Below are 26,238 nucleotides of genomic sequence, written 5' to 3'. Positions count from 1 at the left end.
GTGGCTGCGCCTAGAATCAACGTGTTAACGCCATGTAACAGTCTCCTCACAGTCAGGTAGGTGAGCGTGTCGACCGCGGACCGCATTGCAGAGATCTACGAACAGGTGAAGGCGCGCAACGCCGGTGAACCCGAGTTCCATCAGGCAGCCGCCGAGGTGTTCGAGTCCCTGCACGTCGTTCTCGAGCGCCACCCCCGGTACTTCGAATCCGGACTCATCGAGCGGCTCACCGAACCCGAGCGGCAGATCATCTTCCGGGTGCCGTGGACCGACGACCAGGGCAACGTGCACGTCAACCGCGGCTTCCGGGTGCAGTACAACAGCGTGCTCGGTCCGTACAAGGGCGGCCTGCGCTTCCACCCGAGCGTCAACCTCGGCATCGTGAAGTTCCTCGGGTTCGAGCAGATCTTCAAGAACGCCCTCACCGGCCTGCCCATCGGCGGCGGCAAGGGCGGCTCGGACTTCGACCCCAAGGGACGGTCGGAGCAGGAGGTCATGCGCTTCTGCCAGTCCTTCATGACCGAGCTGCACCGCCACGTCGGCGAGTACACCGACGTCCCGGCCGGCGACATCGGCGTCGGCGGACGCGAGATCGGCTACCTGTTCGGCCAGTACAAGCGCCTGACCAACTCCTACGAGTCGGGCGTCCTCACCGGCAAGGGTCTGACCTGGGGCGGTTCGCAGGTGCGCAAGGAGGCGACCGGCTACGGCGTCGCCTACTTCGTGGCGGAGATGGCCAAGTCCGTGAACTCCTCGCTCGAGGGTCGCAAGGTCGTCGTCTCCGGGTCGGGCAACGTGGCGATCTACGCGATCCAGAAGGTGCACCAGCTCGGCGGCATCGCCATCGCCTGCTCCGACTCCTCCGGCTACATCGTCGACCAGAACGGCATCGACCTCGAGCTGCTCAAGGAGATCAAGGAAGTCCGTCGCGGCCGCATCAGCGAGTACGTCGACGAGCGTCCCGACGCGCAGTACTTCCCCGGTGGTTCGATCTGGGACGTGCCGTGCGACGTCGCGATCCCCTGCGCCACCCAGAACGAGCTGGACGAGACCGCCGCGAAGACCCTGGTGAACAACGGCGTGCGCGTCGTCGCCGAGGGCGCGAACATGCCCACCACCCCCGGCGGCATCGCGGTGTTCCGCGAGGCGGGCGTCGCGTTCGCCCCGGGCAAGGCCGCCAACGCCGGCGGCGTGGCGACCTCCGCCCTCGAGATGCAGCAGAACGCCTCCCGCGACTCGTGGCACTTCGACTACACCGACGAGCGCCTCGCCGGCATCATGCGCGACATCCACCAGAACTGCGTGGACACCGCCGCCGAGTACGGCAAGCCCGGTGACTACGTCCACGGCGCCAACATCGCCGGCTTCGTGAAGGTGGCCGACGCGATGTTCGCGCTCGGCGTCATCTGACCCGAACCCACGCCGACGGCGAGGGGCGGGCACCCGGATTCCGGTGCCCGCCCCTCGCCGTCTCTGCGTTCTCGGATCGGTCCGTGTGCTACACCTGCCCGCCGGAAGGCTCGGACGACGGACCCGCTCCGCGCTCGTCGTCGGCGCCGGCCTTGCGGGCGGCTTCGCGCATCTCGATGCCGTCGCTGATCCAGTCCCCGATTTCGCGGGTGACCTCCCGGACCGCGCCGGTGATGATGCCGGCGATATTGCCGACGTGCGTCGCCGCGGATTCGGTCAGTTCCTGAAACGTGTCCTTGTTGCGTTCGAACCTACCCACCATGGCGGTACCCCCTTCAGGCGCTGTCGTGGGCGAGGGTACCCGCGACCGGCACGCTGCGCTCGATGAGCACCGACGTCGTGGGCTCCTCCGTGACCCAACTCGGCGGCAGGGCCAGCTTCACGATCTTGCGCCACACCGAACCGACCTGGGCGAGCAGTCCGCCGGTGTTGTAGGGCAGGCCGTGCCGTTCGCACAGCTCCCGCACCTGGGGTGCCAGCTCCGGGTACCGGTGCGCAGGCAGGTCCGGGAACAGGTGGTGCTCGATCTGGTGCGAGAGGTTGCCGGACATGATGTGGAACAACGGCGTGCCGGTGATGTTCGCGCTGCCGAGCAACTGGCGCACATACCATTCGCCGCGGGTCTCGTGCGCGGTCTCCTCCTCGGTGAAGGACTGCACCCCCGACGGGAAGTGCCCGCAGAAGATGATGGAGAAGGCCCACACGTTGCGGACGAGGTTCGCGGCGACGTTGCCGAGCAGCGCCGGCACGAACATCGGCCCGGACAGCAGCGGGAAGGCGACATAGTCCTTGACCACCTGGCCACGCGCCTTGCGCCACCAGCCCCTGGCGAGCGGGATCACGTCGCGCCAGCTCCGTTTGCCGGCGACCACGTTCTCGACCTCGGCGTCGTGCAGCATCACGCCCCACTCGAACAACAGCATCAGTGCCGTCGCGTAGACGGGATTGCCGAGGTAGTACGGGTGCCAGCGCTGCGCCGGGTCCATCCGAAGGATGCCGTAGCCGACGTCGCGGTCCATGCCGAGGATGTTGGTGTAGGTGTGGTGCAGGAAGTTGTGCGAGTGCCGCCACTGGTCGGCGGGACATACGGTGTCCCACTCGAAGTTGCGGGAGTTCAGTTCCGGTTCCCGCATCCAGTCGTACTGGCCGTGCATCACATTGTGGCCGATCTCCATGTTGTCGAGGATCTTCGACACACTCAGCGCCGCCACGCCCGCCACCCAGGCCGGCGGCAGGAAGCCCACGAACAACAGTGCGCGACCGGCGATCTCGAAGCGTCGCTGCGTCCCGACGATGCGATATATGTACTCACGGTCGGCCGCGCCGAGCGAGGCGACGGTGCGTTCGCGCAGCGCGTCGAGTTCGCGGCCGATCTCCTCGACCTGCTCGCGGCGCAGCACGACCGGTGCCGGGTCGGGTTCGCGACGGCCGGCCAGGAATGCGGGAAGGGGAAGGGACAAACCGAACATGCTGTCCTCCAGGTGTTTCGATGGGGTCAGAGGTCGAAGGCCGCGTCGCCGAGGGGGACGTTGACGCAGATCTGCACCTCGGCGCCGGGCTCGTCGTCCGTCTCGCCGGTGCGCACGTCGCGGGTGCAGCCGGACAGCCGGGTCACCGTACAGGAGTGGCAGATTCCCATGCGGCAGCCGTGCTCCGGGGTGAGTCCGGCCGCCTCGGCCTGCTCGAGGGCGGTGACGCCGCTGTTGTCGGCGCGGATCCCGGAGGCAGCGAAGGTCACGGTGCCGCTCGCGTCGTCGTCGCGGACCACCGCGGGCGGCGTGAACTGCTCGGTGTGCAGCAGATGCGTGGCGTCGGCGTCACCGTAGACCGCCCGCACGCCGTCGACGAGGGCTGCCGGGCCGCAGACGTAGGCGGGCGCGCCGGCGAACCAGGGTGCGACCTGCTCGAGATGGTCCCGCTCGAAGTGGCCTCGCACGGCACCGTCCGCCGCCCGGGTGTAGCCGAAGGTCACGTCGATACCGGGGTGGGCGTCGGCCAGGGATTCGATGGCCTCCCGGTGCGGCACGTGCGCGGCGGTCGGCGCGTAGTGCAGGAAGGCGACGGTCCCGGAATGGCCCTCGTCGGCGAGGGTGCGCAGCATCGACAGCACCGGAGTGATGCCGCTGCCGCCGCTGACGAGCACGAGCCGGTCCGGCCGCTGCGCGGGCAGGCAGAACTCGCCGGCGGCGGCCGCGAGGTCGACGACGTCGCCCGCGGCGGCGTGCTCGTGCAAGTGCCGTGAGACGACACCGTCCGGCCGCACCCCGACGGTGAGCTGAATGCGTCCGTCGGGGCGATGCTGGGAACCGACCGGCGAGTAGGTGCGGCTGTGCCGCACGCCGTCCACCACCACGCCGAGTTGCACGTGCTGGCCGGCCCGGAACCCGAGGGGCCGGGCCGGATGCAGCTCGAGCGTCACCGACCCGGGGACGGTTCGGTCAACATGCGTGATTCGGGCCCGGGTGCGCTGCAGGGCCAGGAGAGGATCGGCCAGTTCGAGGTACCGGTCCGGGTGATGCGGGGCGGAGAGCACGTTCAGCGCCTTGATCAGGGCTTTTCGTCCGATATCCGGCCCCGCGGCGCGTCGGGCGCGATGAAGCAGTGTCATGGCGTCGCTCCTCTCGAGCGAGTCTCCAATTTCAGTGTACAAACGTGCACTGAACTCAGTGTGCCAGGCCCGCCCGGCCCGCTGTCAACGTCGATGTGGCCGCCGTCACCCCCGTCCCCGGCCACCGGTTCACCGCACTGCCTAGACTCGAACCCGTGTCCGCAGCCCCCGTTCCCGAACCCGCGACGCGGGCTGCGCGCAAGGAGCGCACCCGCCAGGCCCTGCTCGACGCCGCGCTCGAGCTCTCGGCCGATCGCAGCTTCGCCACGGTGAGCCTGCGCGAGGTGGCCCGTCGGGCCGGAATCGTGCCCACGGCGTTCTACCGCCACTTCGACTCGATGGAAGAACTCGGCGTCGCGCTCGCCGCCGACACCATGCGCATGCTCCGCCGGCTGCTGCGCGAGGCCCGGCGTGCGCGCGGCCCGTCCTCGGCGCGAGCATCGCTCGAGACCCTGGTGCGGCAGGTCCGCGCCCACGAACAGGCGTTCCGGTTCCTCGCCCGCGAGCGCCACGGCGGGCAACCGGCCGTCGCGCGCACCGTCACCGTCGAATTGCGGCTGATCACCAGCGAACTCTCCGTCGACCTCTCCCGCATGCCCGGCATGGCGGACTGGGAGGTCGACGACCTGGAGATGGCGGCCGACCTGCTGGTGACCGCCATGCTCGAGGTGGTGCTCGAACTGCTCGACGTGGACCGGCCCGGCGGACCGGCGGAAGCCGAGGTCCTGGCGCGCGCCGAGAAACAGATGCGTCTCATCGTTCTCGGCATGGGGGCCTGGAGACCTACCCACCGCTGACGGCAACCCGTACGGTGGGCGCCATGTTCGAGACCACGCGCGTCACCCTCGGAGACCTCACCTTCGACGTCCACACCGCCGGGCCCGTCGACGGCACGCCGGTCGTGCTGCTGCACGGCTTCCCGGAGACCGCCCGCAGCTGGGAGTCCGTCGCCCCGCAGCTCGCGGAGGCGGGACTCCGGGTACTCGCGCCCGACCAGCGGGGCTACTCCCCCGGTGCCCGCCCGGACGTAGTGGCGGCCTACACCGTCGACCTGCTCGTCGGCGACGTCGTCGGGCTGCTCGACGCGACCGGGCTCGACCGGGCCCACCTGGTGGGGCACGACTGGGGGGCGGCCGTGGCCTGGCAGGTCGCGGCACACCACCCCGACCGCATCACGACCCTGACCGCGGTGTCGGTGCCGCACCCCGCGGCCTACGGTTGGGCCCTGCGCGAGGACGCCGATCAGCAGGCCCGCGCGGCCTACATCAAGCTGCTCCGGCAGGAGGGAAAGGCCGAGCACGTCCTGCTCGAGGACGAAGCTCGTCGGCTGCGCGCGATGTACGGCGACCGGGTGAGCTCCGAGTCGATCGACGAGTACGTGCGCGTGCTGTCCGAGCCCGGCGCCCTGACCGCCACGCTCAACTGGTACCGCGCCATGACACGCGAGTTCGCCGAACTCGCGCCGGTGCGGGTGCCCACCACCTACGTGTGGAGCACAGCGGATTCGGCCCTCGGCCGGGCGGGCGCCGAGCGCTGCGGCGAGTTCGTCGAAGCGCCATACGAATTCGTCGTCCTCGACGACGTCAGCCACTGGGTTCCCGAGGAGGCGCCGGACGCGCTGGCGAAGGCGATCCTCGCCCGGATCGACGACCGGCCGTGAGCGGATGTCCGCACGAGACGCCGTGACCACGGCACGGCACCGCCGGCTCGGCGCGGTCGCGGCCGCCGCCTTCTCCGTGCTGGCCGCGGCCTGCACCGATCCCGGGCCGTCGACCGGGTCCGGGGCGTCGACCGGGTCCGATCCGGGTCCGGCCTACAGTTCCTATGTGGCCCTGGGGGACTCGTTCACGGCAGGCCCGATGATCCCGCCCCGGGTCGACCCGGCATGCGCCCGCTCGGGCAGCAACTATCCCCATGCCGTGGCCCGGACACTCGGCATCGAGGACTTCCGCGACGTGTCGTGCAGTTCCGCGACGACAGCGAACCTGTCAGGGCCCCAAGTAGTCTCGTCGGGCTCCACTGTGGCCGCCCAGTACGAGGCGCTCACCCCCGACACCGAGCTGGTCACCGTCGGGATCGGTGGCAACGACATCGGCCTGGTCGCCCTGGCCGGGTCGTGTCTCGCGCTCGATCGCTCGTCCGGAAGGGCCTCGGCACCGGCCGGACCCCTGTGCGCGACCGCGAACGTCCGCGACGGCGTCGATCTCGTGGATCGCGCGATCGACGACTTCGCGCCGACCTACGGCGCGATCGTGCAGGAGATCCGCGACCGCGCCCCGCAGGCGCGCATCCTGCTGGTCGGCTACCCGACCGGGATCCGGGACGGCGGCTGCTATCCCGATCAGCCGATCCTGCCGGACGACGCGACGTACCTGCAGGCCAAGATCGACCGACTCAACGCCGCGATGCGGCAGCAGGCCGACGCGGCGGGTGTCGACTACGTCGACCTGCGCGAGTCCACAGTGGGGCACGATGCGTGCCAGCCGGCCGCGCAACGCTGGACCGAGGGCCTGTTCCCGTCCCAGCCGGCGGCCCCCCTCCATCCCAACGCGGACGGCCATCGCAACGCCGCGGAACAGGTGCTGGTCACCATCGCGGACTAGATCGGACCGGATCGCGATCGTCGCTTCGGTCCATCCGAGGAGTGGCGGGCCTCGACAGACCATGACTTTAGAAGCAATTTTAAAGTATGCGCATGGATGAGGTGTCGTTCCCGGACCTGCAGTTGCGGGGCAAGGCCACGGTCGAGCGGCTCCGGCGCTCACCGGCGCAGTCGCTGCGGGTGCGCCGGCGCGATGCGGAGGACCTGGTGCTCACCACCGCGGCGCGGGCGGAGCTCGAGCACGCGGCGGCGTCGGTGACGACGCGGATGTTCGTGGCGGTGATGCGACGTGACACCCGCGCGCGGGAGCTGGTGACCGAGGTGCTGCCCGAGGTGTTCCCGTGGGTGACGTTCCTCTCCCGCGAGGAGGTCCAGGAGTTCGTGCTCGAGCTGGTCTCGACGCTGCGCGCTGCAGAATCGCTCGACAACCCGGCCCCGGCGGTACAGGTGATCGATGCCTGGCGGCACACCGCCGAAGCGCTGGCCGACCCGGACCTTGCGGCCCTGCTCGCCGCCGACACCGACGAAGACCACGGTGTGGTTTCCCCGCCGGGCGCTGCGTGAGCCCCGAACGCGGTGACCGGGTCGCCCCGCCCGCCGACCCCACCGGCGGGTGGGAGTTACGGTTCGCCACCACCGACGCCGTCAAGGGTGGGAAGCGCTGTGTCAGCAGGCGCCGTCGAACACCCTCACCGCGTGGAACGAGCTGCGCGCCCGCCCCGAGACACCGGCACCGACCTCGCGACACCATCAACTCAAAGGCTCTCTGGCCACCGCCGCGCACGGCGGGACGGTGACGGAGCAGTGGCAGTACGAGGTCACCGCCGGCGGACGGCTGTGGTATCTCGTCGACACCGCTCGCCGCACCCTGTGGATCAAGGCCGCCGGCACTGCGCACCCCAAGTCCACCGAATAGTCGACGGTGCTGACACTCGAAGCACTCAGCCGGTGTGCTGCAACAGAAGGCATTCGATCCCCGTCGCAGCGGTGCCGGGCCCTCCCTCGATGAACCCTCTCCGGAATCTCCGCTCATTCAGCGCTCGCGACACGCCTCACCGCCCGAACGGCCTGGTGATTCCACACTTCCGAAATACGGCCCGACAGCAGGGTCGATCGCCGATCGGCACAGGACCGTGAGCTCGTCGACCACCGCGTCGAGCGGCGCCGAGCTGCGTTGTGCCTGGGCGAGCACCAGCGCGCCCTCGAGCGCGCCGACGACGAGCACCGCCAGCGACCGTGCGCGTTCCGGACCGACCCCGTCCGCGACGAGGGCGTCGGCGAGCAGGTCGCACCAGGTCTCGAACGCGGCGCCTGCGACGTCGCGGGCGCCGCGTTCGGTGCCCAGGGCGGCCGCGACGATCGGGCAGCCGACCGCGTAGTCACCGTCCTCGAGCCCGCGGCGCCACAGGTCGGCGAGCGCCCGCAGCGCACTGGAGGTGTCCGAGGCTTCCAGCACCCGCGTCACCCCGTCGCCCAGGTGATCGGCGGCGCTGCGCGTGGCCTCCTCGACGAGCTGCGCCTTTCCGCCCGGGAAATGGTGGTACACCGACCCGCGGGGCGCTCCGCTGTGGGCGAGCACGTCGGCGAACGAGGTCGCGGCGACGCCCCGCTCCCGGATGAGCCGGATCGCGCTGCGGATCATCGCGGCACGGGGGCCGGTGGTCGGGTCGCTGCGCCTCGCCATGTTCCTGCTCCGCTCTTGCCGCCGATTTCTATGTATGTTGTCATACTTAAGTCCGGTTCGCGCCGGAACGGACCCGTTCTTCCCGAGGAGTCGTCGTGACCGAGATCGCCGCCCCGCCCCACCCCTTCGACGCCGCCGTGGCGCTCGAGCCCACGGAGGACGGTCACACGCGGGGGCGGACCAGCCCCGAGTACACGAACATGGTCGGCCCGTTCGGCGGCGTCACCGCCGCCGCCCTGCTGCGGGCCGTCCAGCAGCACCCGGACCGGCTCGGCGATCCCATCTCCCTGACCGTCAACTACGCCGGCCCGGTCGCCGACGGCGAGTTCGACATCACCGTGCGGGCGGTCCGCACCAACCGCACCAACCAGCACTGGCTGCTCGAGCTGACGCAGGACGGCATGGTCACCACCACCGCCACCGCGGTGTTCGGCACCCGCCGCGACACCTGGTCGGACACCGAGCTCGACGTTCCGGAGGTGCCGCCCGCGGAGACGGTTCCCGCCCGGACCTTTCCGGACTTCATCGCCTGGGCCCGCAACTACGAGATGCGGTTCGTCGAGGGCGCGGTGCCCGAGCAGGACGCCGCCGAGCACCCCGACTCCACCACGACACTGTGGGTGCGCGACGCACCGGTCCGCCCACTCGACTTCCCGGCGCTGACGGCGTTGTGCGACGTCTTCTACCCGAGGGTGTTCCTGCGGCGCGGCCGGTACATGCCGGCCGGGACCGTGTCCCTGACCGTGTACTTCCACGCCGACGCCGCACAGCTCGACGCCCAGGGCGACGACTTCGTGCTGGGCACCGCGCGCACGCACCGCTTCTCGCAGGGCTACTTCGACCAGGCCGCCCAGCTGTGGAGCCGCGACGGCACGCTGCTCGCCACGAGCCACCAGCTCGTCTACTTCAAGGACTGACCCTCCGGGGCCCGCACCGCGAGCAGCGCCACCAGCCCGGCGCCGAGCACGACGAGCAGACCGGCGATGCCGGCCCGGTCCGCGCCGAACGTCCAGGCGAAGAGCCCGAACAGGGTCGGGGCCAGGAACGACACGGCGCGGCCGGTCGTCGCGTAGAGCCCGAACATCTGGCCCTCCCGTCCGGCGGGGGTGATGCGTGCGAGGAAGGTGCGGGCCGACGACTGCGCGGGCCCGACGAACAGGCACAGCAGCAGACCGAAAATCCAGAACATCACCGGCCCCGACACCAGAAGCAGCACGATGCCGACGGCCATCATGGCGGTGAGTGAGGCGACGATCACCGCCTTGGGGCCGACCCGGTCGTCGAAGCGCCCCGCCGCGAGGGCACCGAGCGCCGACACCACGTTCGCGGCCACACCGAACAGCAGTACGTCGGCGGCGTCGATGCCGTACACGTTCACCGCGAGCACCGCGCCGAACGTGAACACCCCGGCCAGACCGTCGCGGAACAGTGCCGACGCGCCGAGATAGCCGACGGTGCGCCGGTCCATCGCCCACAGCTCGCGGAGGTCGCGCAGCAGCACCCGGTAGGAGTGCACGATCCCGGTCCGTTCCGCGCCGGGATCGGCGCCGGTGGGCCGAACCTCGGGCACCGCGAGCAGCACCGGGACGGCGAAGATCGCGAACCACACCGCCGCGGCCAGCACCACCAGGCGGATGTTGAGACCTGCCTCGGTGCTCACCCCGAGGAAGCCGCGGGTGTCGCCGTCGCCGGCGATGAAACCGAAGTACCCGAGCAGCAACAGCAGCAGCCCGCCGACGTAGCCCATGGCCCAGCCCAGACCGGAGACCCGGCCCATGTTCTCCTCGGTGGAGACCTGCCGGAGCATGGCGTTGTAGGGCACCTGCGCGAGTTCGACGACGACCGACGACACCCCCAGCAGCACGAGGCCCAGCCACAGGTAACGGTGGTCGTCGCGCACGAACACCATCGCCGCCATGAGCGCGACGCCGGTGTAGGACAGCACCGCGAGGGACCGCTTGCGCCGGCCGGCCGCGTCGTAGCGCTGCCCCGAGACGGGGGCGGTGATCGCGATGACGAACCCCGAGATGCCCAGCGCCCACCCGAGCCACGTGCTCGCCGACATCGACCCCGGCAGGTCGTCGCCCACGGCGTCGGTGAGATACACGGAGAAGACGAAGGTCAGCACCACCGCGTGGTAGGCCGACGACCCGAAGTCCCACATGCCCCAGGCGAAGACCTGGCGCCGCGAGGTGGCCTCCCCGATCCCGGCGACGGCGTCCGTGTGCGCACTCATGCCCGCAGCCTAGGAGATCGTCGCGCCGAGAACCGGCCTCTGACGATCCGCGCGATCCCCCGTCAGCCGCGAACACAATCGCGTTCGCGGCTGACCGGGTGGTTCGCGGACGTCCTCTCCAATGTGCACTTGATTGCATATGCACCTCGGTGCATACTCGCGGCATGGCACTGGAACACGCGCTGCTCGCCGCACTCGTCGAGCGGTCCGGCTCCGGCTACGAGCTCGCCCGCCGGTTCGACAAGTCGATCGGCTTCTTCCACAGCGCAACCCACCAGCAGATCTACCGCGTGCTGCGGCGGATGGAGGAGAGCGGCTGGATCACCGGCCGCACCGTGCCCCAGGACGGGCGACCCGACAAGAAGGTCTACCGCGTCAGCGCCGCTGGACGCACCGAACTGGACCGCTGGATCTCCCAGCCCTCCGACCCCGAGCAACTACGCAGCGACCTCGCCGTGAAGATCCGCGCCGCCGGGCCCGACACCCTCCCCGCCCTCCTCGCGGAGCTCACCCGCCACCGCGACGCCCACGCCGCACGCCTCGAGGTGTACCGCACCATCGAGAAACGCGACTTCCCCGCACCTCACCGGCTCACCGGGCCCTCACTCCACCAGTACTTGGTCCTGCGCGGCGGCATCCGCGTCGAGCAGGGTTTCGCGGACTGGTGCCAGGAAGTGCTCGACGCCCTCACCATCGAGGACAACACGTGACGAATCCGTATCCCCACCTGCTCTCCCCCCTCGATCTCGGGCCGTTCACCGTGCCCAACCGGGTCGTGATGGGCTCGATGCACACCGGTCTCGAGGACCGGGCCAGGAACACCGGTCGCCTCGCCGCGTATTTCGCCGAGCGCGCCCGCGGCGGCGTCGGCCTCATCGTCACCGGCGGCTACGCCCCCAACCGGACCGGCTGGCTGCTGCCGTTCGGCGCCAAACTCACCAACCGGCTCGAGGCCCGCCGGCACCGGACGATCACCGATGCGGTCCACGCGGAAGGCGGCCGCATCCTGCTGCAGATCCTGCACGCCGGGCGCTACAGCTACTGGCCGCTGAGTGTGTCCGCGTCGTCGATCAAGGCACCGATCAACCCGTTCCGCCCGCGCAGGCTCACCTCGTGGGGGGTGCGGCGGCAGATCCGCGCCTACGTCCGCTGCGCCCGCCTCGCCCAGCAGGCCGGCTACGACGGCGTCGAGATCATGGGCGGCGAAGGGTACTTCATCAACCAGTTCCTCGCCGAGCGCACCAACCGCCGGACCGACGCGTGGGGCGGCAGCGCCGAGAACCGTCGCCGGCTGCCCGTCGAGATCGTCCGCCGCACCCGCGAGGCCGTCGGGCCGAACTTCGGGATCTGCTTCCGGCTGTCCATGGCCGACCTCGTCGAAGGCGGCCAGCGCTGGGACGAGATCGTCGCCCTCGCCCAGGAGATCGAACGCGCGGGCGCCACGCTGATCAACACCGACATCGGCTGGCACGAGTCGCGGGTGCCCACCATCGTCACCTCCGTCCCGCGCGCCGCGTTCGCGGACGTCACCGCCGAGCTGGCGAAGCACGTCGGGATCCCGGTCGCAGCCTCCAACCGGATCAACATGCCCGAGACGGCCGAGGAGATCCTCGCTCGCGGCGACGCACAGCTGATCTCGATGGCGCGGCCGATGCTGGCCGACCCGGAATGGGTCCGCAAGGCCGCCGCCGGCGTACCCGACGAGATCAACACCTGCATCGCCTGCAATCAGGCCTGCCTCGACCACGCCTTCGTCAACAAGCACGTCTCGTGCCTGCTCAACCCCCGCGCCGGCCGGGAGACCGAACTGCTGCTCGCCCCCACCCGCCGCCGCAAGACCGTCGCGGTCGTCGGCGCCGGACCTGCCGGACTCGCGGCGGCCGTGAACCTGGCCCGTCGCGGCCACTCCGTCACCCTGTTCGAAGCCGACGACGAGATCGGCGGCCAGTTCGGCATCGCCCGCCGCATCCCCGGCAAGGAGGAGTTCGCCGAGACCGTGCGGTACTTCCGCCGCCAGCTGGAGCTGACGAAGGTGCAGGTCCGCCTCGGTACCCGCGCGGGCGCCGACGACCTGATCGGCGCGTACGACGAGGTGGTCGTCGCGACCGGCGTCACCCCCCGCGTGCCCGCAATCCCCGGCATCGATCATCCCAGCGTGCTGTCCTACCCGCAGGTCGTCCGGGACGGTGCGCCCGTCGGCGCCCGTGTCGCCGTGATCGGGGCGGGCGGGATCGGCGTCGACGTCTCCGAGTTCCTCACCCACGACCGTTCCCCCACCCTCGACCTGGCCGAATGGAAGCGCGAGTGGGGCGTCACCGACCCGAAGGCCGCCCCGGGGGCACTCACCGCGCCCCGCCCGTCGCCGTCGCCGCGGGAGGTGTTCCTGCTGCAGCGCAAGCCCGGCCCGATCGGGAAGGGCCTCGGCAAGACCAGCGGATGGGTGCACCGGGCGTCCCTGAAGCACAAGAAGGTGCACGAGATCTGCGGTGTCAACTACGAGCGGATCGACGACGCCGGCCTGCACATCAGCTTCGGTGCGGAGCGCCGTGACCCGAAGGTGCTCGACGTCGACAACGTGGTGATCTGCGCGGGGCAGGAACCGGTCCGTGACCTCGTCGATCGGCTCACCGCCGCGGGCGTGACCACCCACGTCATCGGCGGGGCCGACGTCGCCGCGGAGCTCGACGCCAAGCGCGCGATCGAGCAGGGCACCCGCCTCGCGGATCGCATCTGAACCGGCCGCCGCTACGCTGAGCGACCATGACTCTGCCGACTCCCACCCCCGACGCCCGAGCCGTCGTGACCGGCGCCTCCTCCGGCATCGGCGAGGCCCTCGCCGCCGAACTCGCCGCGCGCGGGCACTCGCTGATCCTCGTCGCCCGCCGCGGCGACGTGATGGAGGAACTCGCGGCGACGCTGCAGGCGAAGCACGGCGTCACCGTCGAGGTCCGCGCGTGCGACCTGTCCGACCGCGACGCACGAACCGCGCTCGTCGAGGAACTCGGCAAGCGCCCGATCAGCATCCTGTGCAACAACGCGGGCATCGCGACGTTCGGCCCGGTGGCCCAGCTCGATCCGGCCTACGAACGGGCTCAGGTCGAACTGAACGCCGTCGCCGTGCACGATCTGACCCTCGCGGTGCTGCCGCAGATGGTCGAGCGCCGATCCGGGGCGATCCTGATGGTCGGTTCCGCGGCGGGCAACATGCCGATACCCAACAACGCGACCTATGCGGCGACGAAGGCGTTCGTCAACACCTTCTCCGAGTCGCTGCGCGGGGAACTGAAGGACAGCGGCGTGCACGTGACGCTGCTGGCGCCGGGCCCGGTGCGCACGGAGACCCCGGACCCGGCCGAGGCGTCGATCGTCGACAGGCTCGTGCCGGATTTCCTGTGGATCTCGAGCGAGCACACCGCGAAGGTGTCGCTCGACGCGCTCGCGGAGAACAAGATGCGCATCGTGCCGGGCCTGATCAGCAAGGCGATGTCCGTCGCCGGCAACTACACCCCGCGCGGTGTCGTCGCGCCGATCGTCGGCGCCTTCTACAAGAAGCTGGGCGCGTAGCGCCCGGTGTGCCGTTTGGGCTGCGGGAGCAGCCCAAACGGCACACCGGACTCGGCGTCGGATCGACCGTCATCCGGTGTCCTCCTCGTCCACGTGCGGCCGTGGAATGGTCACCGTGACCGTATCGCCACGACCGGGCTGACTACGCTGTGTTTCGTGCAGGACAAACTTGTGTGGATCGATTGCGAAATGACCGGCTTGCGGATCGACAGCGACCAGCTGATCGAGATCGCCGCCCTCGTCACCGACAGTGATCTCAACGTGCTGGGAGACGGGGTGGACATCGTCATCCACGCCGACGACGAGGCACTCGCCGCGATGCCCGACGTCGTCACCGAGATGCACGAGCGCTCGGGGCTCACCGAGGAGGTGCGCAGGTCCACGGTGAGCGTCGCCGAGGCGGAGAAGACGGTGCTCGACTACATCCGGGCACACGTCCCGGAGGCCGGCACCGCGCCCCTGGCGGGCAACTCGATCGCGACGGACCGCGGGTTCATCGCTCGCGACATGCCCGAGCTCGACGCCTACCTCCACTACCGGATGGTGGACGTCAGCTCCGTCAAGGAGCTGTGCCGCCGCTGGTACCCGCGGATCTACTTCGGCCAACCGGCCAAGGGCCTGTCGCACCGGGCGCTCGCCGACATCAAGGAGTCGATTCGCGAGTTGCGGTATTACCGGCGTACCGCGTTCGTCGCGCCTCCGGGCCCCCCGTCCGCCGAGATCGCCGCCGTCACGAAGGAGTTGGGCCCGGCCTGACCTGCGGATTCGCCGTTTCCGGCAAACTCAGGCTAGTATCTGTACCGCAGGCGCAACCGGCCCAGGCCGATCGCGAATGCGATGGTGAGTGTAGTTCAGTTGGTAGAGCACCAGGTTGTGATCCTGGCTGTCGCGGGTTCGAGTCCCGTCACTCACCCCCACAGGGCGAGTCCCTGACCGGCGGAAGCCGGTCAGGGACTCGCCTGTTTTCGGCGGCGTGTATCGAACTCTGCACCAGCGCCCCCGTCCGAACACGGTCCGGGCAGCCATCGGGTTTGCCCAGACGGTGGGGCGGAAGGCGCCGTGCGACGACGCTCACCCGGTGAAGCAGTACGAGTCGCTGGACGCATCCCCGCCCTGCAGGCGCGTCTGGTGCACTCGAAGTCCGCGGAAGTCGTCGCCGTGCGGGAAGAACCCGCGGTCGACGACCAGGCCGCCGGCAGAGACATCGGCGTCGAACTTCGCCATCCACGCCCCCACACCGTCCGGGTAGAAGACCTCGTCCCAGGCCGCATAGAGCGAGTTGGTGGCGTAGACCCGACGCCCGTCGCGACTGATCTCCACCATCTGCGGGCCTCCCGCGATCGGGAGGTCCGGAACCGCCGAATGCGGCGCGCGGCCCACGATCCCACCGAGGCGCACCGATGCCGTCTCCCGCGGGTGGAATGGGTCGCCGACGTCGTACTGCTTGAGTTCTCCGGTGCCCCAACACGAGACGTACAGCCAACGGTCGTCGACCGACAGGTCGATGTCGGAGACGAGCGGCGGTACCGCGCCGAAGGGTTTCAGCGCCGGCGGCAGATCGTCGGGGTCGGCCGGCTCCGCCGGAATGGTGATCACCTTCTCCACCGCCCACCGGTCGTCGCTCTTGTGCCACATCCACACCGACGCCGACAGATCCTCCACGCTGATGACGACGCCCACGAACCCGAACGCCGCGGAAGGATTGTGCGCCGGACGGAGTTCGAGAACCATCTGATGCTCGTCGCCGAGATCGATGCGCTGCGTCGGCTTGCGCTCGGACATGCTCCAGAAATTCAGATGGTGTCCGAACCTGCGGCCGAGGAGGTCCTCGGCGTTCAGTCCGTTCTCGATCATCGACGGCGTGGCCCACTCGGAGGTGATCACCGTGTCGTGCTTCAGGTGCCACCACACGTCGTACGCCAGGGACTGCTCGCCGTGCTCGGCCTCCCAGGCTCCGATGACGTCGAACGTGTCGTGGTCGAGCAGCGCGACACCACCCGGACCCTCGGCGCCGTCGGCGCCTCCCAGGGCGGACATGAAGATGCCACCCGGTCCACAATGCACCGTGTGCGGCCGCGAGTATCCCGCCTTCGTGGCGAGCTCGGCGGCCTCGATCGTGCGTGTCACCACCGGGTGCCGCGCATCGGGTTTGGTGTCGAGGATGTACGTTCTCGACGAGCGGATGCCCGGCACCACCAGGTACCGCCGCTCGAGCGGCTGGCCGTGGTGATCGCCGTGCCCCTCGTGACCGTGCCCCTCGTGACCGTGCCCCTCGTGACCGTGCCCCTCGTGACACAGCGCGCTCGAGCAGGCGTTCCATCCGAAGTGGTGCAACTCGTTGCCCGCCGTCGGCAGCTCGGTCCAGCCGATCACACCACCGTATGTCGGCGAACCCGGCTCGCAATCGACCACTGCGATCGCGTCCTTCGCCCGGCCGGCCGGATCGAAGGCAGCCACATAGGCAAGCCGCTCGGGCGCGGCTGCCACGGCGTCACTCGGGCTGCGGTAGAACGTGGGATCTGTCGTCGCAGACATGAATCCTCCTCGACTCGGACCTGTCCGCCGGGCCACGCTCGGTGGTCCACGGTCGGTCGACGTCACAGGTAGGCATGCCTTCTCCCTGATTCTCCGCCGCGCAGGACCGCATGTCGACCCTCCACGGTCGGGCTGCCCGGCGGTCGGCACCCGACACGGGAAGACCCCCGGGATCGTCGATCCCGGGGGTCTCGTGCCAACCGCTACCGCAGGAGGCGGACCCGGCCTGCCTCACGCCGGGGCGCCGGATCAGGCGCGCGCGTTTCCGGCCTTCCACGTCGACCACGGAATGTTCCAGTCCCCGAGTCCCTCGGTGCCCGAGAGGATGCCGCCGACGGTGTTCTGCACGACGACGATGTCACCGCGCTTGGTGTTGTCGAAGATCCACTTGGCGTTGGCCGGGCTCAGGTTGAGGCAGCCGTGGCTGACGTTGCGCACGCCCTGGTCGCCGAGGGACCACGGCGCCGAATGGAAGAAGATCCCGCTGTAGGACATCCGCGTCGCCCAGTCCACCGGGGTCCGGTACCCCTCCGCGGAGTCGACGGCGACGCCGTAGGTCGACGAGTCCATCACCAGATGCTCGAACCGGTCGCCGATCGTGTACACGCCGTTGGGGGTGGGCGTGCCGTCCTTGCCCATGGACGTGGGCATCGTCATCACGTCGACCCCGTTGCGGTTGACGGTGACCTGCTTGGTGTTGTCGTCGGCGGTGATGACCACCGCATCGCCGATCGTGAAGCTCGAGTGCACGTCCGACTGGCCGAACAGACCGTCGCCCAGATCGCGACCGTAGACCTTCACGTCCACCGTCACCCTCGTGCCCGGCGCCCAGTAGTTCTCGGGCCGCCACCGCACCTCACGGTTGCTCAGCCAGTAGAACGCGCCGTCGACCGGCGGCTCGGTGACGACGGTGATGGCCTGCTCGGCAGCGAGACGATCGGGGATGTTCTCGTCGAACTGGATCGCGACGGGCTGGCCGATGCCGACGACCGCGCCCTCACCCGGCATCACGTACGGCTGGGTGAGATTTCCCGGGGCGCTGGTGGTGAACGAGACGACGGTCGTCGTCGCTCCACCGAGCCCGTACGCGACGGCCTCGAGCCGGTACTGCCGGCTGTAGCCGAGCGGCTCGGTGTTGGCCCACGTGGCTCCGTCCGGACCGAGTGCCCCGGCTACGGGTTCCCCGTCCGGGTTGAGCAGCGTGACGGACTCGAGCTTGCCGTTGACCACCGAGACGGTCACCGGCTCGATGGGCGAGAAGCCGACTCCCCCGTCGACCACGCTCGCCGAGACCGTGGGCTTGATGAGCGCGGCGAGGGGATTCGAATCGATCGGCACCTCCTCGGCCCCGCCGGCGCCGGACGCGCCGGAGCAGGCCGTGACGAAGGTCATGACGCCGACCAACACCGCCCCGAGCACCGCCGCGACGGCATGCCGATTCCGCCGGCGGCGCGGCGCCGCACTGTTCCCAACCACTCTCACCCTCCGATTCCGGGCCTCCCCCGGGCCGCAAAACTGCACGTCGATGCGCGTGCGTTCGATGATGCCAGCCCCGCTCGAGGCACAGCCGCCGCGACGTCGACGACGCGAATAACGTTCGAATACCAATCGCCGCCGGCCCCCTCGGCGTTACGTCCCGCTTCCACCGAAATGCGGCATGACCAGCCGATTTGGTGCGCTCCTGGAAGGTGTGTAGTCTTTCCTTCGTCGCCGGGACAACGCCCCGGAGACGCACCGCCAAGCGCCATTAGCTCAATTGGCAGAGCAGCTGACTCTTAATCAGCGGGTTCGGGGTTCGAGTCCCTGATGGCGCACAGCACGAAGGAAGGCCGGCGATCTGCGAGATCGCCGGCCTTCCTTCTTCTTTCCGTCGTGTCCGCTGTCATCCCCGTCCAGCCCGACACGAACTCGTGCATCCCGCGAAGCAGGTCCCGCCGATCCGGCACTTCGCCGGCGGTGTCGTACACAGATTTCCCCTGTGCGGGATGACGGACTGCACAATTCGCCCGATGCGAGCGCTCGGCCGTCGCGAACAAACTGGGGCCATGTTCACGAAGAGCATTGTGCGAGACGCTGGGACGTCGGCGGACGACGGCCACGCGGGCCTGCGAGCATGGTACGAACGAGTGCTTCCGGAGGGCTCGGGATACAGCCGCAGGGTGGAATCGGACTTGCCCACCCGAGTGCACGTCCTGGAGAAGGGCGCCGGACCGCCGATGATCCTGCTCCACGGCACCGGGGTCGCTGCCGGATTCTTTCTGCCGCTACTCGCCGAACTCGACGGCGTCCGCGCGATTGCCCCGGACCTGCCCGGCCGGGGCCTCAGCGACCCGATCGACCACCCCCGACGGCACTTCCGCACAGCGGCGGTCGGGTGGCTGGATCGCCTGCTCGACGTCCTCGGCCTCGAAGAGACCGTGCTGCTCGGGCACTCCGCGGGCGGTGTGTGGGCCACCTGGTACGCACTCGCGCACCCGGAGCGGGTCGGCCGGGTCGTACTAGTCGGGCCGCCCGCCTTTCCGGGGACGCGGTGCCCGCTGCCGCACCGGGTACTCGCCACTCCGGGGCTCGGCAGGCTGGCGGCCGGTCTCGTTCCGCCCGGCCGGGAGTCCGTGCTCCGGTTTGCCGCCGTCATGGGGGAACGCGCGACGCTGGTCCGGCATCCCGACCTGATCGATCTGCTCGTTGCCATGCGCAGAGACCCCGTCGCCGAGTCGGCCGCGCGCGACGAGATACACGCACTCGTGTCTCCCCTGGCATTGCTGACGCCGTCCGGGTTCCGCCGGCGGACGCGCGTACGTCCCGATGAACTCGGCCGCCTGACCATGCCCACGCTTCTCGTCTGGGGCCGCGACGAGCCGCTCGGCGGCGTCGCCGTGGCCCGTGGGGTGACCGACCTGATCCCCTCGGCGAAGCTGGCAGTCCTCCCGGGCGGACACGCGCCCTGGCTGGGGCAGCCCGCGCAGACAGCTGTCGTGATCCTCGATTTCCTCCGTTAACGCCTCTCCTTCCAGAAGGAGATTCCCGACTCAGACCGCAACCGCACCACCACCGGGAGGGAGGTGATCCGCTTGACTCACGTCGTCGACACCGGTGTGGCCACGCTCCGCCACAGCCAGAATCACTCTGGCAGCGTTCCGGTCCCGGCACGCGGTATGCCCGCACGCCCAGCACCGGAAGATACGTTCCCCGAGTCCGAGGGGTTGCTTGGCTCTCGCGAAACACCTCGAACACGTCATGGTCGTGTACGCGGGCCGCACCAGCACCACCTTCCGGCCGGCCCGCCTGCCCCGCTCGAGCAACTCCCGTTTCACCGTCGCGATCGCGGCATCGGCGGCCGTGCGCGCCATCGTCGACCTCGACAGGAACCGGGGTCGGAAATCCTCCACCGCGACCAGATGATGCGCCTCGACCACGGCCCGGGCGCAGATCCGGCCGTCGTGCCGGCTGCGCCGGGCCGCTTTCTTCTGCACCTTCGCGGCCCGGGTGCGGGCCCGGCGATAGCCCCTCGAGGGTGGGTGCCCCGTGCCTCGGCGGCGCCGCGCCATCGTCCGCTGCGCTCTCGCCACCTCCGCCGCACACCGTCTCCGGTGCCCGTGCTGCGGCAGGTCGAACCGCTCCTCGGTGGCCGTCGCGGTGCGGGCCACGCCCCAGTCGATCCCGACCGCGCTGCCCGGGTCGGCCACCGGGATCGGCTCCACCTCGCGGGTCACCACGAACGAGGCATACCAGTGCCCCAGGCAATCGCGGGTGATGCGCACACTCGACGGCTCCGACGGCAGTGCCCGCGACCACACCACCGGGATACTCACGCCTTTGGGCAGCACCAACCGGCCGTCGCGGATCCGGAACCCGCGGCGGGTGTACTCGAGCGACGGCAGGGTCTTCCTCCGCGCCTTGAACCGCGGCCGGCCCCGGCCCTCGACCGTGCACGACGCGTCGAGCGCCTGCGCGTAGGTGCGCAGCATCTGCTGCTGGGCGACCTGGGAGCCGTCCCGCAACCACGACGAGCGGGCCCGCGCCTCGGTCAACTGCTTGGCCAGCTTCCCGAACGTCGGCCGGCGACCGGCCTTGTGTTGGTGCACCGCCTCGTTCCACAGGAACCGGCAGCGATGCCACTCCTGCATCAGGGCATGTTCGGCGGTGGTGCCCGGCCGCAACCGGTAGTTGTAGCGCACCACCTCGATCCCCATGCCCGGCACGCTGACCGACCCCACCGACAGGTGTGCCCGACACCACCACTACCCCCGAAAGGAGGACGGCGCTTCCTCTCCCTCGTGAACGAGGCAGTATCCGCGCCGCACATCAGATGACGACGAGGCGTGCGTGTCCGGCTCGCACCGGCATGCCGCGACGACTGAGTGTGCCGAGCCGCCTTGCGATTTCGGTCCGATGCCCGTCGAACCCACCTACTGTGGGACGAACATCACACCGAATGCCGGAGGAGTACCACCATGGGTCAGCTCGAGGGCAAGGTCGCATTCATCACCGGTGCTGCACGCGGGCAGGGCCGCAGTCACGCGGTCCGGCTGGCGGAGGAGGGCGCCGATATCATCGCGGTCGATCTCTGCGCGCAGGTCGACTCCGTGGGCTATCCCCTCGCCACGCCGGACGACCTGGCCGAGACGGTTCGGCAGGTCGAGGCGCTGGACCGGCGGATCGTCGCCGGCCAGGCCGACGTCCGCGACAGTGCCGCCCTGAAGTCGGCGGTCGACGACGGCGTGGCCCAGCTCGGCCGGCTCGACATCGTCCTCGCGAACGCCGGCATCGCCAGCTTCGCGCCCGTCGAGGACCTGACGGACGAGATGTGGGACGACATGATCGACATCAATCTCACGGGGGTGTTCAAGACGGTGCGGGCGGCCGTGCCGCACCTGAAGGCCAACGACGGTGGCGGAGCGATCGTGCTCACCAGTTCCACCGCCGGCATCAAGGGACTGGCGAACCTGGCGCACTACGTCGCGGCCAAGCACGGCGTGGTGGGATTGACGAAGACCCTCGCCAACGAGCTCGCCCCGCACATGATCCGGGTCAACTCGGTGCATCCCACGTCGGTGGACACCGACATGATCCACAACGAGCAGACCTACGCGGTCTTCAACCCGGACAAGAAGCCGTCGGAGATCACCCGGGAGGAAGCGGGCGAGTCGTTCAAGACCATGAACGCCCTGCCGATCGAATGGGTCGAACCGGTCGACATCAGCAACGCGATCCTGTTCCTGGTCAGCGACGCGGGCCGCTACGTCACCGGGGTGCAGCTGCCGATCGACGCGGGCGCAGTGATCAAGTAGCCGTCCCGGGTCCGGTGCGCCGGCGGGCGAAGCCCGCCGGTCAGCCCTCCACGATCACGGGATCGCCGATCTTCACCCGGTCGAAGTACCACTGCGCGTTCTCGGTGCTCAGGTTGATGCACCCGTGGCTGACGTTCGCATACCCCTGCGAGTCCACCGACCACGGCGCGGCATGCACGAAGATGCCGCCCCACGTGAGCCGCACGGCGTACTCGGTGTCGATGCGGTAGCCCTCCGGGGAGTCGATCGGGACGCCGTAGGTGGACGAGTCCATGACGAGGTCGCGGAACTTCTCGAGCACCGAGAACGTGCCGACCGGGGTCTCGTAGCCGGGCTTGCCCATCGACGCCGGCATCGTCCGTACCACCTCGCCGTTGAGGAGGACCGTGAACTGGTGCGTCGAGCGGTTCGCGACGGCGACGAACTCGTCGCCCACCTGGAACTGGGTGCGCGCTCCGGCGACGGCGACGGTCACGGTGGTGTGCCCCGGCCAGAGGTCGTCGGGAACCCACTGCACCCGGCGGTCGTCGAGCCACGCGAAGTGGCCGCTCACCGGCTTCGACGTGGTGATCTCGACGGCACGCTCGGCGACGGCGCGGTCGGCGACGGGGGCGCCGAACCGGATGGTCACCGGGTGCCCCACCCCCACCACCGCGCCGTTCGCCGGCTCGAGCGCCGACGTGGGCAGCCGTGTCGGCGAAGCACCGCCGAGCGTCCCAGCAGTGGCCGCAGCCCCGGAGCCGAGCAGGGCCACGGCGGTCAGGATCGAGACGAGAAGAAGTCGTGCAATCCGCTGTGCGTTCGGCATGGCCGTCAGCCCCCTCCGAGATGGCGCGGTGTGGCTCACTCTCAGTCAATCACGCCATGATCGAACTCGGAACGGTCCAAGGTCACCGATCGGCCCGCGCGCCGACGCCGCCCGGAGACGACGAAGGGCACCGCGGTCCGGTACGCCGGACGACGGTGCCCTTCGGGGCCGGAACTCGGCGCGACAGAACTCGGCGCGACAGAATTCAGCGCGACAGAATTCAGCGCAACAGCTTGCGCAGCACCAGCGCACCGACGACGGCGCCCACCGCGACGAGCGCGTACTTGACGTTGGGCTGGTTCACCTTCTCCATCACGGTCTGCTTGGTGTGCGCCATCACGTTCTTCGGGCTGGCGCGCACACTCAATTCGTCGAGGGTGCTCGCAAGCTGGTTGCGGGCGTTCTCGATGTCCCGTTCGATGGCCTCGGTGTCCCTACCCACGTGATCCTCCAGTTGGTCGCTGCACTGTGCTGCGACCACGGTAGTGGACGCACAGGTCCGTTACCCTCTCGGAGGTGACGGAAAACAGCAGCAGGCTCGCTCCCGGCGACACGGCTCCCGAATTCACCCTCCCCGACGCGGACGGCAACGAGGTATCCCTGTCGGACTACCGCGGACGCAAGGTGATCGTGTACTTCTACCCCGCGGCAAGCACTCCCGGGTGCACCAAGCAAGCCTGCGATTTCCGCGACAGCCTCGCCGACCTGAACGGCGCCGGGCTCGCCGTCGTGGGCATCTCCCCCGACAAGCCGGCCAAGCTCGCGAAGTTCCGGGACGCCGAGCAGCTGACGTTCCCGCTGCTGTCGGATCCGGACAGGACCACGCTGACGGCATGGGGTGCGTTCGGTGAGAAGAAGATGTACGGCAAGACCGTCACGGGCGTGATCCGTTCGACGTTCGTCGTCGACGAGGACGGCCGGATCGAGGTCGCGCAGTACAACGTCCGCGCCACGGGGCACGTCGCAAAACTGCGCCGCGACCTGTCGGTCTGACCTCCGGTTCACCGGCCGAGTGAGGCGAGGACCAGCGCCTCCGCGACGGCCATGTGCTCGAGTTCGGACGGGTCGACGCTCTCGTCGGGCGCGTGGATGCGGGCGCCGGGCTCCTCCACGCCGAGCAGCGCGATCTCCGCGTCCGGCAGCACCTGCTGCAGCACGGTGCACAGCGGGATCGAGCCGCCCTGCCCGACCGTGCCGACCTCGCGTCCGTAGACGGCGCCGAGCGCCCGTTGCAGCGCGGCGTATCCCGGCCCGCCGGTCGCCGCCCGGAACGGTTCGCTCACACCCTCCCGGTCGACCCGCACCCGCACGTTCCAGGGCGCGTGCGCATGCAGGTGCGCGACGAGGGCATCCTGCGCGGCGAGCGGGTCCGTCCCCGGTGGGACCCGCAGGTTCAGCCGCGCGGACGCGCGCGGCACGACCGCGGCCGCCGAGCCGACGACGGGTGGCGCGTCGATCCCGAGGATCGTCACCGCGGGCCGCGCCCACACGGCGTCGGCGACCGTCCCGGACGACAGCAACGAGACTCCCTCGAGCACACCGGCATCCGCGCGGAACGTGGTGTCCGGATAGGGTTCGCCCTCCCACGTGCCGTGGCTGTCGAGGCCGTCGATCACGGTGTCGCCGGCCTCGTCGCGCAGGCTCGACAGCAGGCGCACCAGCGCAGCGAGAGCATCGGGGGCCGCGCCGCCGAACTGCCCCGAGTGGATCTCCCCGGCCAGGGCGTCGACGTGCACGACGACGTTCGCCAGGCCGCGCAGCGACGTCGTGAGGGTCGGCCGTCCCGCCTCCGCGTTGCCGCAGTCCGCGACGAGCACCAGGTCGGCGGCGAACAGCTCGGGACGCGCCCGGGCGAGGTCCTCGAGACCACCGCCGCCGGTCTCCTCCGAGCCGTCGCCGACGATCCGGACCCCGACCGGCAGCGGCCCGAGTTCACGCAGCGCCCGCAGCGCGAGCAGATGCATCACCAGGTTGCCCTTGCAGTCCGCGGCACCGCGGCCGTACCACCGGCCGTCGCGTTCGGTGAGCTCGAACGGCGGGCTGTGCCACAGCGACTCGTCGCCCGGGGGCTGCACGTCGTAGTGGCTGTAGAGCAGCACGGTCGGCGCCCCCGGCGGTGCGGGGGTGTGCCCGAACACCGCGAGGGAGCCGTCGGAGGTCTCGATCAGCCCCGTGCCCTCGATGCCCACGGCGGTGAACGCGTCGCGCACCCATTCCGCGGCCGCGACACACTGTTCGGGCGGGAACAGACGCGGATCCGCCACCGACCGGAAGGCCACGAGTTCCGCGAGGTCCGCGCGCGCTGCCGGCAGGAGCCGGCGCACCCGCTCGCACATCTCCGCGACGTCCACGGCACCTCCCGATCGTTGTGTCTCGTTTTCGGTACGGGTACAGCCCGTCCCGATCGAAGCATGCCCGGCGCGCCGATATCCGGCGTACATTTCGCGATGTCGGGGTCGCCAACGGGCGGAACGGTCCACGGGAGGCGGGGGGCCGGCCGACCCTCGAACGGAAGGCACTGCGATGCCACCCAGTCCGCAGACCGCACTCACGCCCTTCTACCGGCAGGTCCAGTCCCACTACGACCTCTCGGACGAGTTCTTCACCCTGTTCCTCGACCCGTCCATGACCTACAGCTGCGCGTACTTCGAGCGGGACGACATGACGCTCGAGCAGGCCCAGGCCGCCAAGGTCGACCTGTCGCTCGGCAAGTGCGACCTGCACCCGGGCATGACACTGCTCGACGTCGGATGCGGCTGGGGCTCGACGATGCTGCGTGCGGCCACGCACTACGACGTGGACACCATCGGGCTCACCCTCAGCCGAAACCAGTACGAGCACGTCCGCGATCTCGCCGCGCGACTGCCCGGCCCCCGCACCGTGGACGTGCGTCTGCAGGGCTGGGAGGAGTTCGACGGGCGGGTGGACCGCATCGTGAGCATCGGCGCGTTCGAGCACTTCCGGAGCGAACGCTACGACCAGTTCTTCACCAAGTGCCACGACATGCTGCCGCCGGACGGCCGGATGCTGCTGCACACCATCGTGGGGCACCGGCTCACCACCCTGCGCGAGCGGGGAATCCCGGTGACCCGCGAGAACGCGCTGTTCCACATCTTCATCAAACGGGAGATCTTCCCCGGCGGGCAGTTGCCGCAGCCGGAGACGGTGGTCGACGGCGCGGAGCGGGCGGGGTTCCGGGTCGACCGCATCCAGGCCCTGGCTCCGCACTACGTCCGCACCCTCGAACACTGGGCCGCGGCCCTGTCGGCCCGCCGCGACGAGGCGGTCGCCCTGTCGTCGGAGGAGATGTACGAGCGGTTCATGAAGTACCTGAACGGTTCCGCCGAGCACTTCCGGACGGGACACATCGACGTCATGCAGTTCACCCTCGTCAAGTGAGCCGACGGCGGCTCCGCGGTGTTAGCTGGGACTCGCCCTCA

General features: G+C 69.9%; 26 protein-coding genes and 2 tRNA genes. 17 read left to right on the top strand and 11 right to left on the bottom strand.

The genetic code is table 11. From position 1 onward, the window contains the following. The first annotated feature begins 66 nt into the window (after positions 1-66). Entirely contained in the window at positions 67-1,410 is a 1,344-nt protein-coding gene (gene gdhA, locus LZP97_RS04715; protein ID WP_048773892.1) for an NADP-specific glutamate dehydrogenase, read from the top strand. An 88-nt stretch (positions 1,411-1,498) separates the two neighbouring features. On the opposite strand, the gene LZP97_RS04710 is transcribed toward gdhA, so the two are convergent. Genes LZP97_RS04710 through LZP97_RS04700 form a run of 3 tightly spaced genes read right to left on the bottom strand, consistent with a single transcriptional unit; the run spans position 1,499 to position 4,078 of the window. Further along, complete coding sequence (locus LZP97_RS04710; RefSeq protein WP_017681084.1) at positions 1,499-1,732, bottom strand: hypothetical protein; 234 nt, start codon at positions 1,730-1,732, stop codon at positions 1,499-1,501. 13 nt (positions 1,733-1,745) lie between these two features. Further along, complete coding sequence (locus LZP97_RS04705; protein ID WP_048773894.1) at positions 1,746-2,939, bottom strand: fatty acid desaturase family protein; 1,194 nt, start codon at positions 2,937-2,939, stop codon at positions 1,746-1,748. Positions 2,940-2,965: 26 nt separating this feature from the next. Further along, the gene (locus LZP97_RS04700) at positions 2,966-4,078 is read right to left on the bottom strand and encodes a ferredoxin reductase (protein ID WP_048773895.1); all 1,113 of its coding nucleotides are present in this window, start codon (positions 4,076-4,078) and stop codon (positions 2,966-2,968) included. 95 nt (positions 4,079-4,173) lie between these two features. On the opposite strand from LZP97_RS04700, the gene LZP97_RS04695 reads away from it, so the two are divergent. The 5 genes from LZP97_RS04695 to LZP97_RS27250 all read left to right on the top strand — a co-directional run bounded on the left by LZP97_RS04695 (position 4,174) and on the right by LZP97_RS27250 (position 7,596). Then, the gene (locus tag LZP97_RS04695) at positions 4,174-4,875 is read left to right on the top strand and encodes a TetR family transcriptional regulator (RefSeq protein ID WP_010596349.1); all 702 of its coding nucleotides are present in this window, start codon (positions 4,174-4,176) and stop codon (positions 4,873-4,875) included. Between the two features lie 23 nt (positions 4,876-4,898). Continuing rightward, positions 4,899-5,738 carry an alpha/beta fold hydrolase gene (locus LZP97_RS04690; RefSeq protein ID WP_048773905.1) on the top strand — a complete coding sequence of 280 codons (840 nt, stop codon included), beginning with the start codon at positions 4,899-4,901 and terminating at the stop codon, positions 5,736-5,738. Between the two features lie 22 nt (positions 5,739-5,760). Then, positions 5,761-6,681, top strand: a complete 921-nt coding sequence (locus LZP97_RS04685) for an SGNH/GDSL hydrolase family protein (protein WP_043822750.1) — start codon at positions 5,761-5,763, stop codon at positions 6,679-6,681. A gap of 86 nt (positions 6,682-6,767) precedes the next feature. Next, a complete protein-coding gene (locus LZP97_RS04680; RefSeq protein WP_017681079.1) occupies positions 6,768-7,244 on the top strand; it encodes a hypothetical protein in 477 nt (158 codons plus the stop codon). A 229-nt stretch (positions 7,245-7,473) separates the two neighbouring features. Then, positions 7,474-7,596 (top strand): hypothetical protein, encoded by a 123-nt coding sequence (locus LZP97_RS27250; RefSeq protein WP_010596345.1) that lies wholly within the window; start codon positions 7,474-7,476, stop codon positions 7,594-7,596. A gap of 117 nt (positions 7,597-7,713) precedes the next feature. Here LZP97_RS27250 and LZP97_RS04675 read toward each other — a convergent pair whose 3' ends face one another. Next, positions 7,714-8,364 carry a TetR/AcrR family transcriptional regulator gene (locus LZP97_RS04675; RefSeq protein ID WP_017681078.1) on the bottom strand — a complete coding sequence of 217 codons (651 nt, stop codon included), beginning with the start codon at positions 8,362-8,364 and terminating at the stop codon, positions 7,714-7,716. A gap of 95 nt (positions 8,365-8,459) precedes the next feature. Between LZP97_RS04675 and LZP97_RS04670 the strand changes: the two genes are divergently transcribed. Further along, positions 8,460-9,281, top strand: coding sequence for an acyl-CoA thioesterase (locus LZP97_RS04670; protein ID WP_048773896.1), 822 nt, complete (start codon positions 8,460-8,462; stop codon positions 9,279-9,281). On the opposite strand, the gene LZP97_RS04665 is transcribed toward LZP97_RS04670, so the two are convergent. Then, entirely contained in the window at positions 9,266-10,600 is a 1,335-nt protein-coding gene (locus LZP97_RS04665) for an MFS transporter (protein ID WP_010596342.1), read from the bottom strand. The two genes, LZP97_RS04670 and LZP97_RS04665, sit on opposite strands and share 16 nt — an antisense overlap. A gap of 164 nt (positions 10,601-10,764) precedes the next feature. Here LZP97_RS04665 and LZP97_RS04660 point away from each other — a divergent pair, with 164 nt between their 5' ends. The 5 genes from LZP97_RS04660 to LZP97_RS04640 all read left to right on the top strand — a co-directional run bounded on the left by LZP97_RS04660 (position 10,765) and on the right by LZP97_RS04640 (position 15,081). After that, positions 10,765-11,310 carry a PadR family transcriptional regulator gene (locus LZP97_RS04660; protein ID WP_010596341.1) on the top strand — a complete coding sequence of 182 codons (546 nt, stop codon included), beginning with the start codon at positions 10,765-10,767 and terminating at the stop codon, positions 11,308-11,310. Further along, positions 11,307-13,334, top strand: coding sequence for an NADPH-dependent 2,4-dienoyl-CoA reductase (locus tag LZP97_RS04655; protein WP_040271650.1), 2,028 nt, complete (start codon positions 11,307-11,309; stop codon positions 13,332-13,334). The genes LZP97_RS04660 and LZP97_RS04655 overlap by 4 nt, the downstream gene beginning before the upstream one ends. A gap of 26 nt (positions 13,335-13,360) precedes the next feature. Beyond that, positions 13,361-14,164: a mycolate reductase gene (gene cmrA / locus LZP97_RS04650; protein WP_010596339.1), complete on the top strand. Its 804-nt coding sequence runs from the start codon at positions 13,361-13,363 to the stop codon at positions 14,162-14,164. 156 nt (positions 14,165-14,320) lie between these two features. Next, complete coding sequence (gene orn, locus LZP97_RS04645; protein WP_010596338.1) at positions 14,321-14,920, top strand: oligoribonuclease; 600 nt, start codon at positions 14,321-14,323, stop codon at positions 14,918-14,920. Between the two features lie 83 nt (positions 14,921-15,003). Next, positions 15,004-15,081: transfer RNA gene (locus LZP97_RS04640), tRNA-His, on the top strand. A gap of 154 nt (positions 15,082-15,235) precedes the next feature. Here the strand turns inward: LZP97_RS04640 and LZP97_RS04635 are convergent. Both LZP97_RS04635 and LZP97_RS04630 read right to left on the bottom strand, forming a co-directional pair. Then, entirely contained in the window at positions 15,236-16,699 is a 1,464-nt protein-coding gene (locus LZP97_RS04635) for a selenium-binding protein SBP56-related protein (protein WP_026137845.1), read from the bottom strand. A 249-nt stretch (positions 16,700-16,948) separates the two neighbouring features. After that, complete coding sequence (locus tag LZP97_RS04630; RefSeq protein ID WP_225223300.1) at positions 16,949-18,091, bottom strand: L,D-transpeptidase; 1,143 nt, start codon at positions 18,089-18,091, stop codon at positions 16,949-16,951. A gap of 349 nt (positions 18,092-18,440) precedes the next feature. On the opposite strand from LZP97_RS04630, the gene LZP97_RS04625 reads away from it, so the two are divergent. After that, positions 18,441-18,513, top strand: a tRNA-Lys gene (locus LZP97_RS04625). A 357-nt stretch (positions 18,514-18,870) separates the two neighbouring features. Beyond that, positions 18,871-19,698, top strand: a complete 828-nt coding sequence (locus LZP97_RS04620; protein ID WP_228287165.1) for an alpha/beta fold hydrolase — start codon at positions 18,871-18,873, stop codon at positions 19,696-19,698. A gap of 30 nt (positions 19,699-19,728) precedes the next feature. Here LZP97_RS04620 and LZP97_RS04615 read toward each other — a convergent pair whose 3' ends face one another. Beyond that, positions 19,729-20,892 carry an RNA-guided endonuclease InsQ/TnpB family protein gene (locus tag LZP97_RS04615; RefSeq protein ID WP_048773906.1) on the bottom strand — a complete coding sequence of 388 codons (1,164 nt, stop codon included), beginning with the start codon at positions 20,890-20,892 and terminating at the stop codon, positions 19,729-19,731. A gap of 261 nt (positions 20,893-21,153) precedes the next feature. On the opposite strand from LZP97_RS04615, the gene LZP97_RS04610 reads away from it, so the two are divergent. Then, positions 21,154-21,990: a mycofactocin-coupled SDR family oxidoreductase gene (locus tag LZP97_RS04610; protein ID WP_010596776.1), complete on the top strand. Its 837-nt coding sequence runs from the start codon at positions 21,154-21,156 to the stop codon at positions 21,988-21,990. A 40-nt stretch (positions 21,991-22,030) separates the two neighbouring features. Here LZP97_RS04610 and LZP97_RS04605 read toward each other — a convergent pair whose 3' ends face one another. Continuing rightward, on the bottom strand, positions 22,031-22,798 hold the full coding sequence (locus LZP97_RS04605; protein ID WP_010596775.1) for a L,D-transpeptidase: 768 nt from the start codon (positions 22,796-22,798) through the stop codon (positions 22,031-22,033). 220 nt (positions 22,799-23,018) lie between these two features. Beyond that, the gene (locus LZP97_RS04600; RefSeq protein WP_003938940.1) at positions 23,019-23,240 is read right to left on the bottom strand and encodes a DUF3618 domain-containing protein; all 222 of its coding nucleotides are present in this window, start codon (positions 23,238-23,240) and stop codon (positions 23,019-23,021) included. A gap of 74 nt (positions 23,241-23,314) precedes the next feature. Between LZP97_RS04600 and bcp the strand changes: the two genes are divergently transcribed. Further along, on the top strand, positions 23,315-23,791 hold the full coding sequence (bcp, locus tag LZP97_RS04595; protein ID WP_010596774.1) for a thioredoxin-dependent thiol peroxidase: 477 nt from the start codon (positions 23,315-23,317) through the stop codon (positions 23,789-23,791). An 8-nt stretch (positions 23,792-23,799) separates the two neighbouring features. Here the strand turns inward: bcp and LZP97_RS04590 are convergent, their stop codons facing one another. Continuing rightward, positions 23,800-25,134, bottom strand: a complete 1,335-nt coding sequence (locus LZP97_RS04590) for a dipeptidase (RefSeq protein ID WP_040271734.1) — start codon at positions 25,132-25,134, stop codon at positions 23,800-23,802. A gap of 187 nt (positions 25,135-25,321) precedes the next feature. Here LZP97_RS04590 and LZP97_RS04585 point away from each other — a divergent pair, with 187 nt between their 5' ends. Next, the gene (locus LZP97_RS04585; RefSeq protein ID WP_040271629.1) at positions 25,322-26,197 is read left to right on the top strand and encodes a cyclopropane mycolic acid synthase family methyltransferase; all 876 of its coding nucleotides are present in this window, start codon (positions 25,322-25,324) and stop codon (positions 26,195-26,197) included. Positions 26,198-26,238 lie beyond the last annotated feature (41 nt).

The sequence above is a fragment of the Rhodococcus sp. DMF-1 genome, assembly GCF_021441945.1.
In the GTDB taxonomy this organism is placed as follows: domain Bacteria; phylum Actinomycetota; class Actinomycetes; order Mycobacteriales; family Mycobacteriaceae; genus Rhodococcus; species Rhodococcus ruber.
Note: the sequence above shows the minus strand (reverse complement) of the source record. Positions and strands in the feature narration are given on the sequence as shown.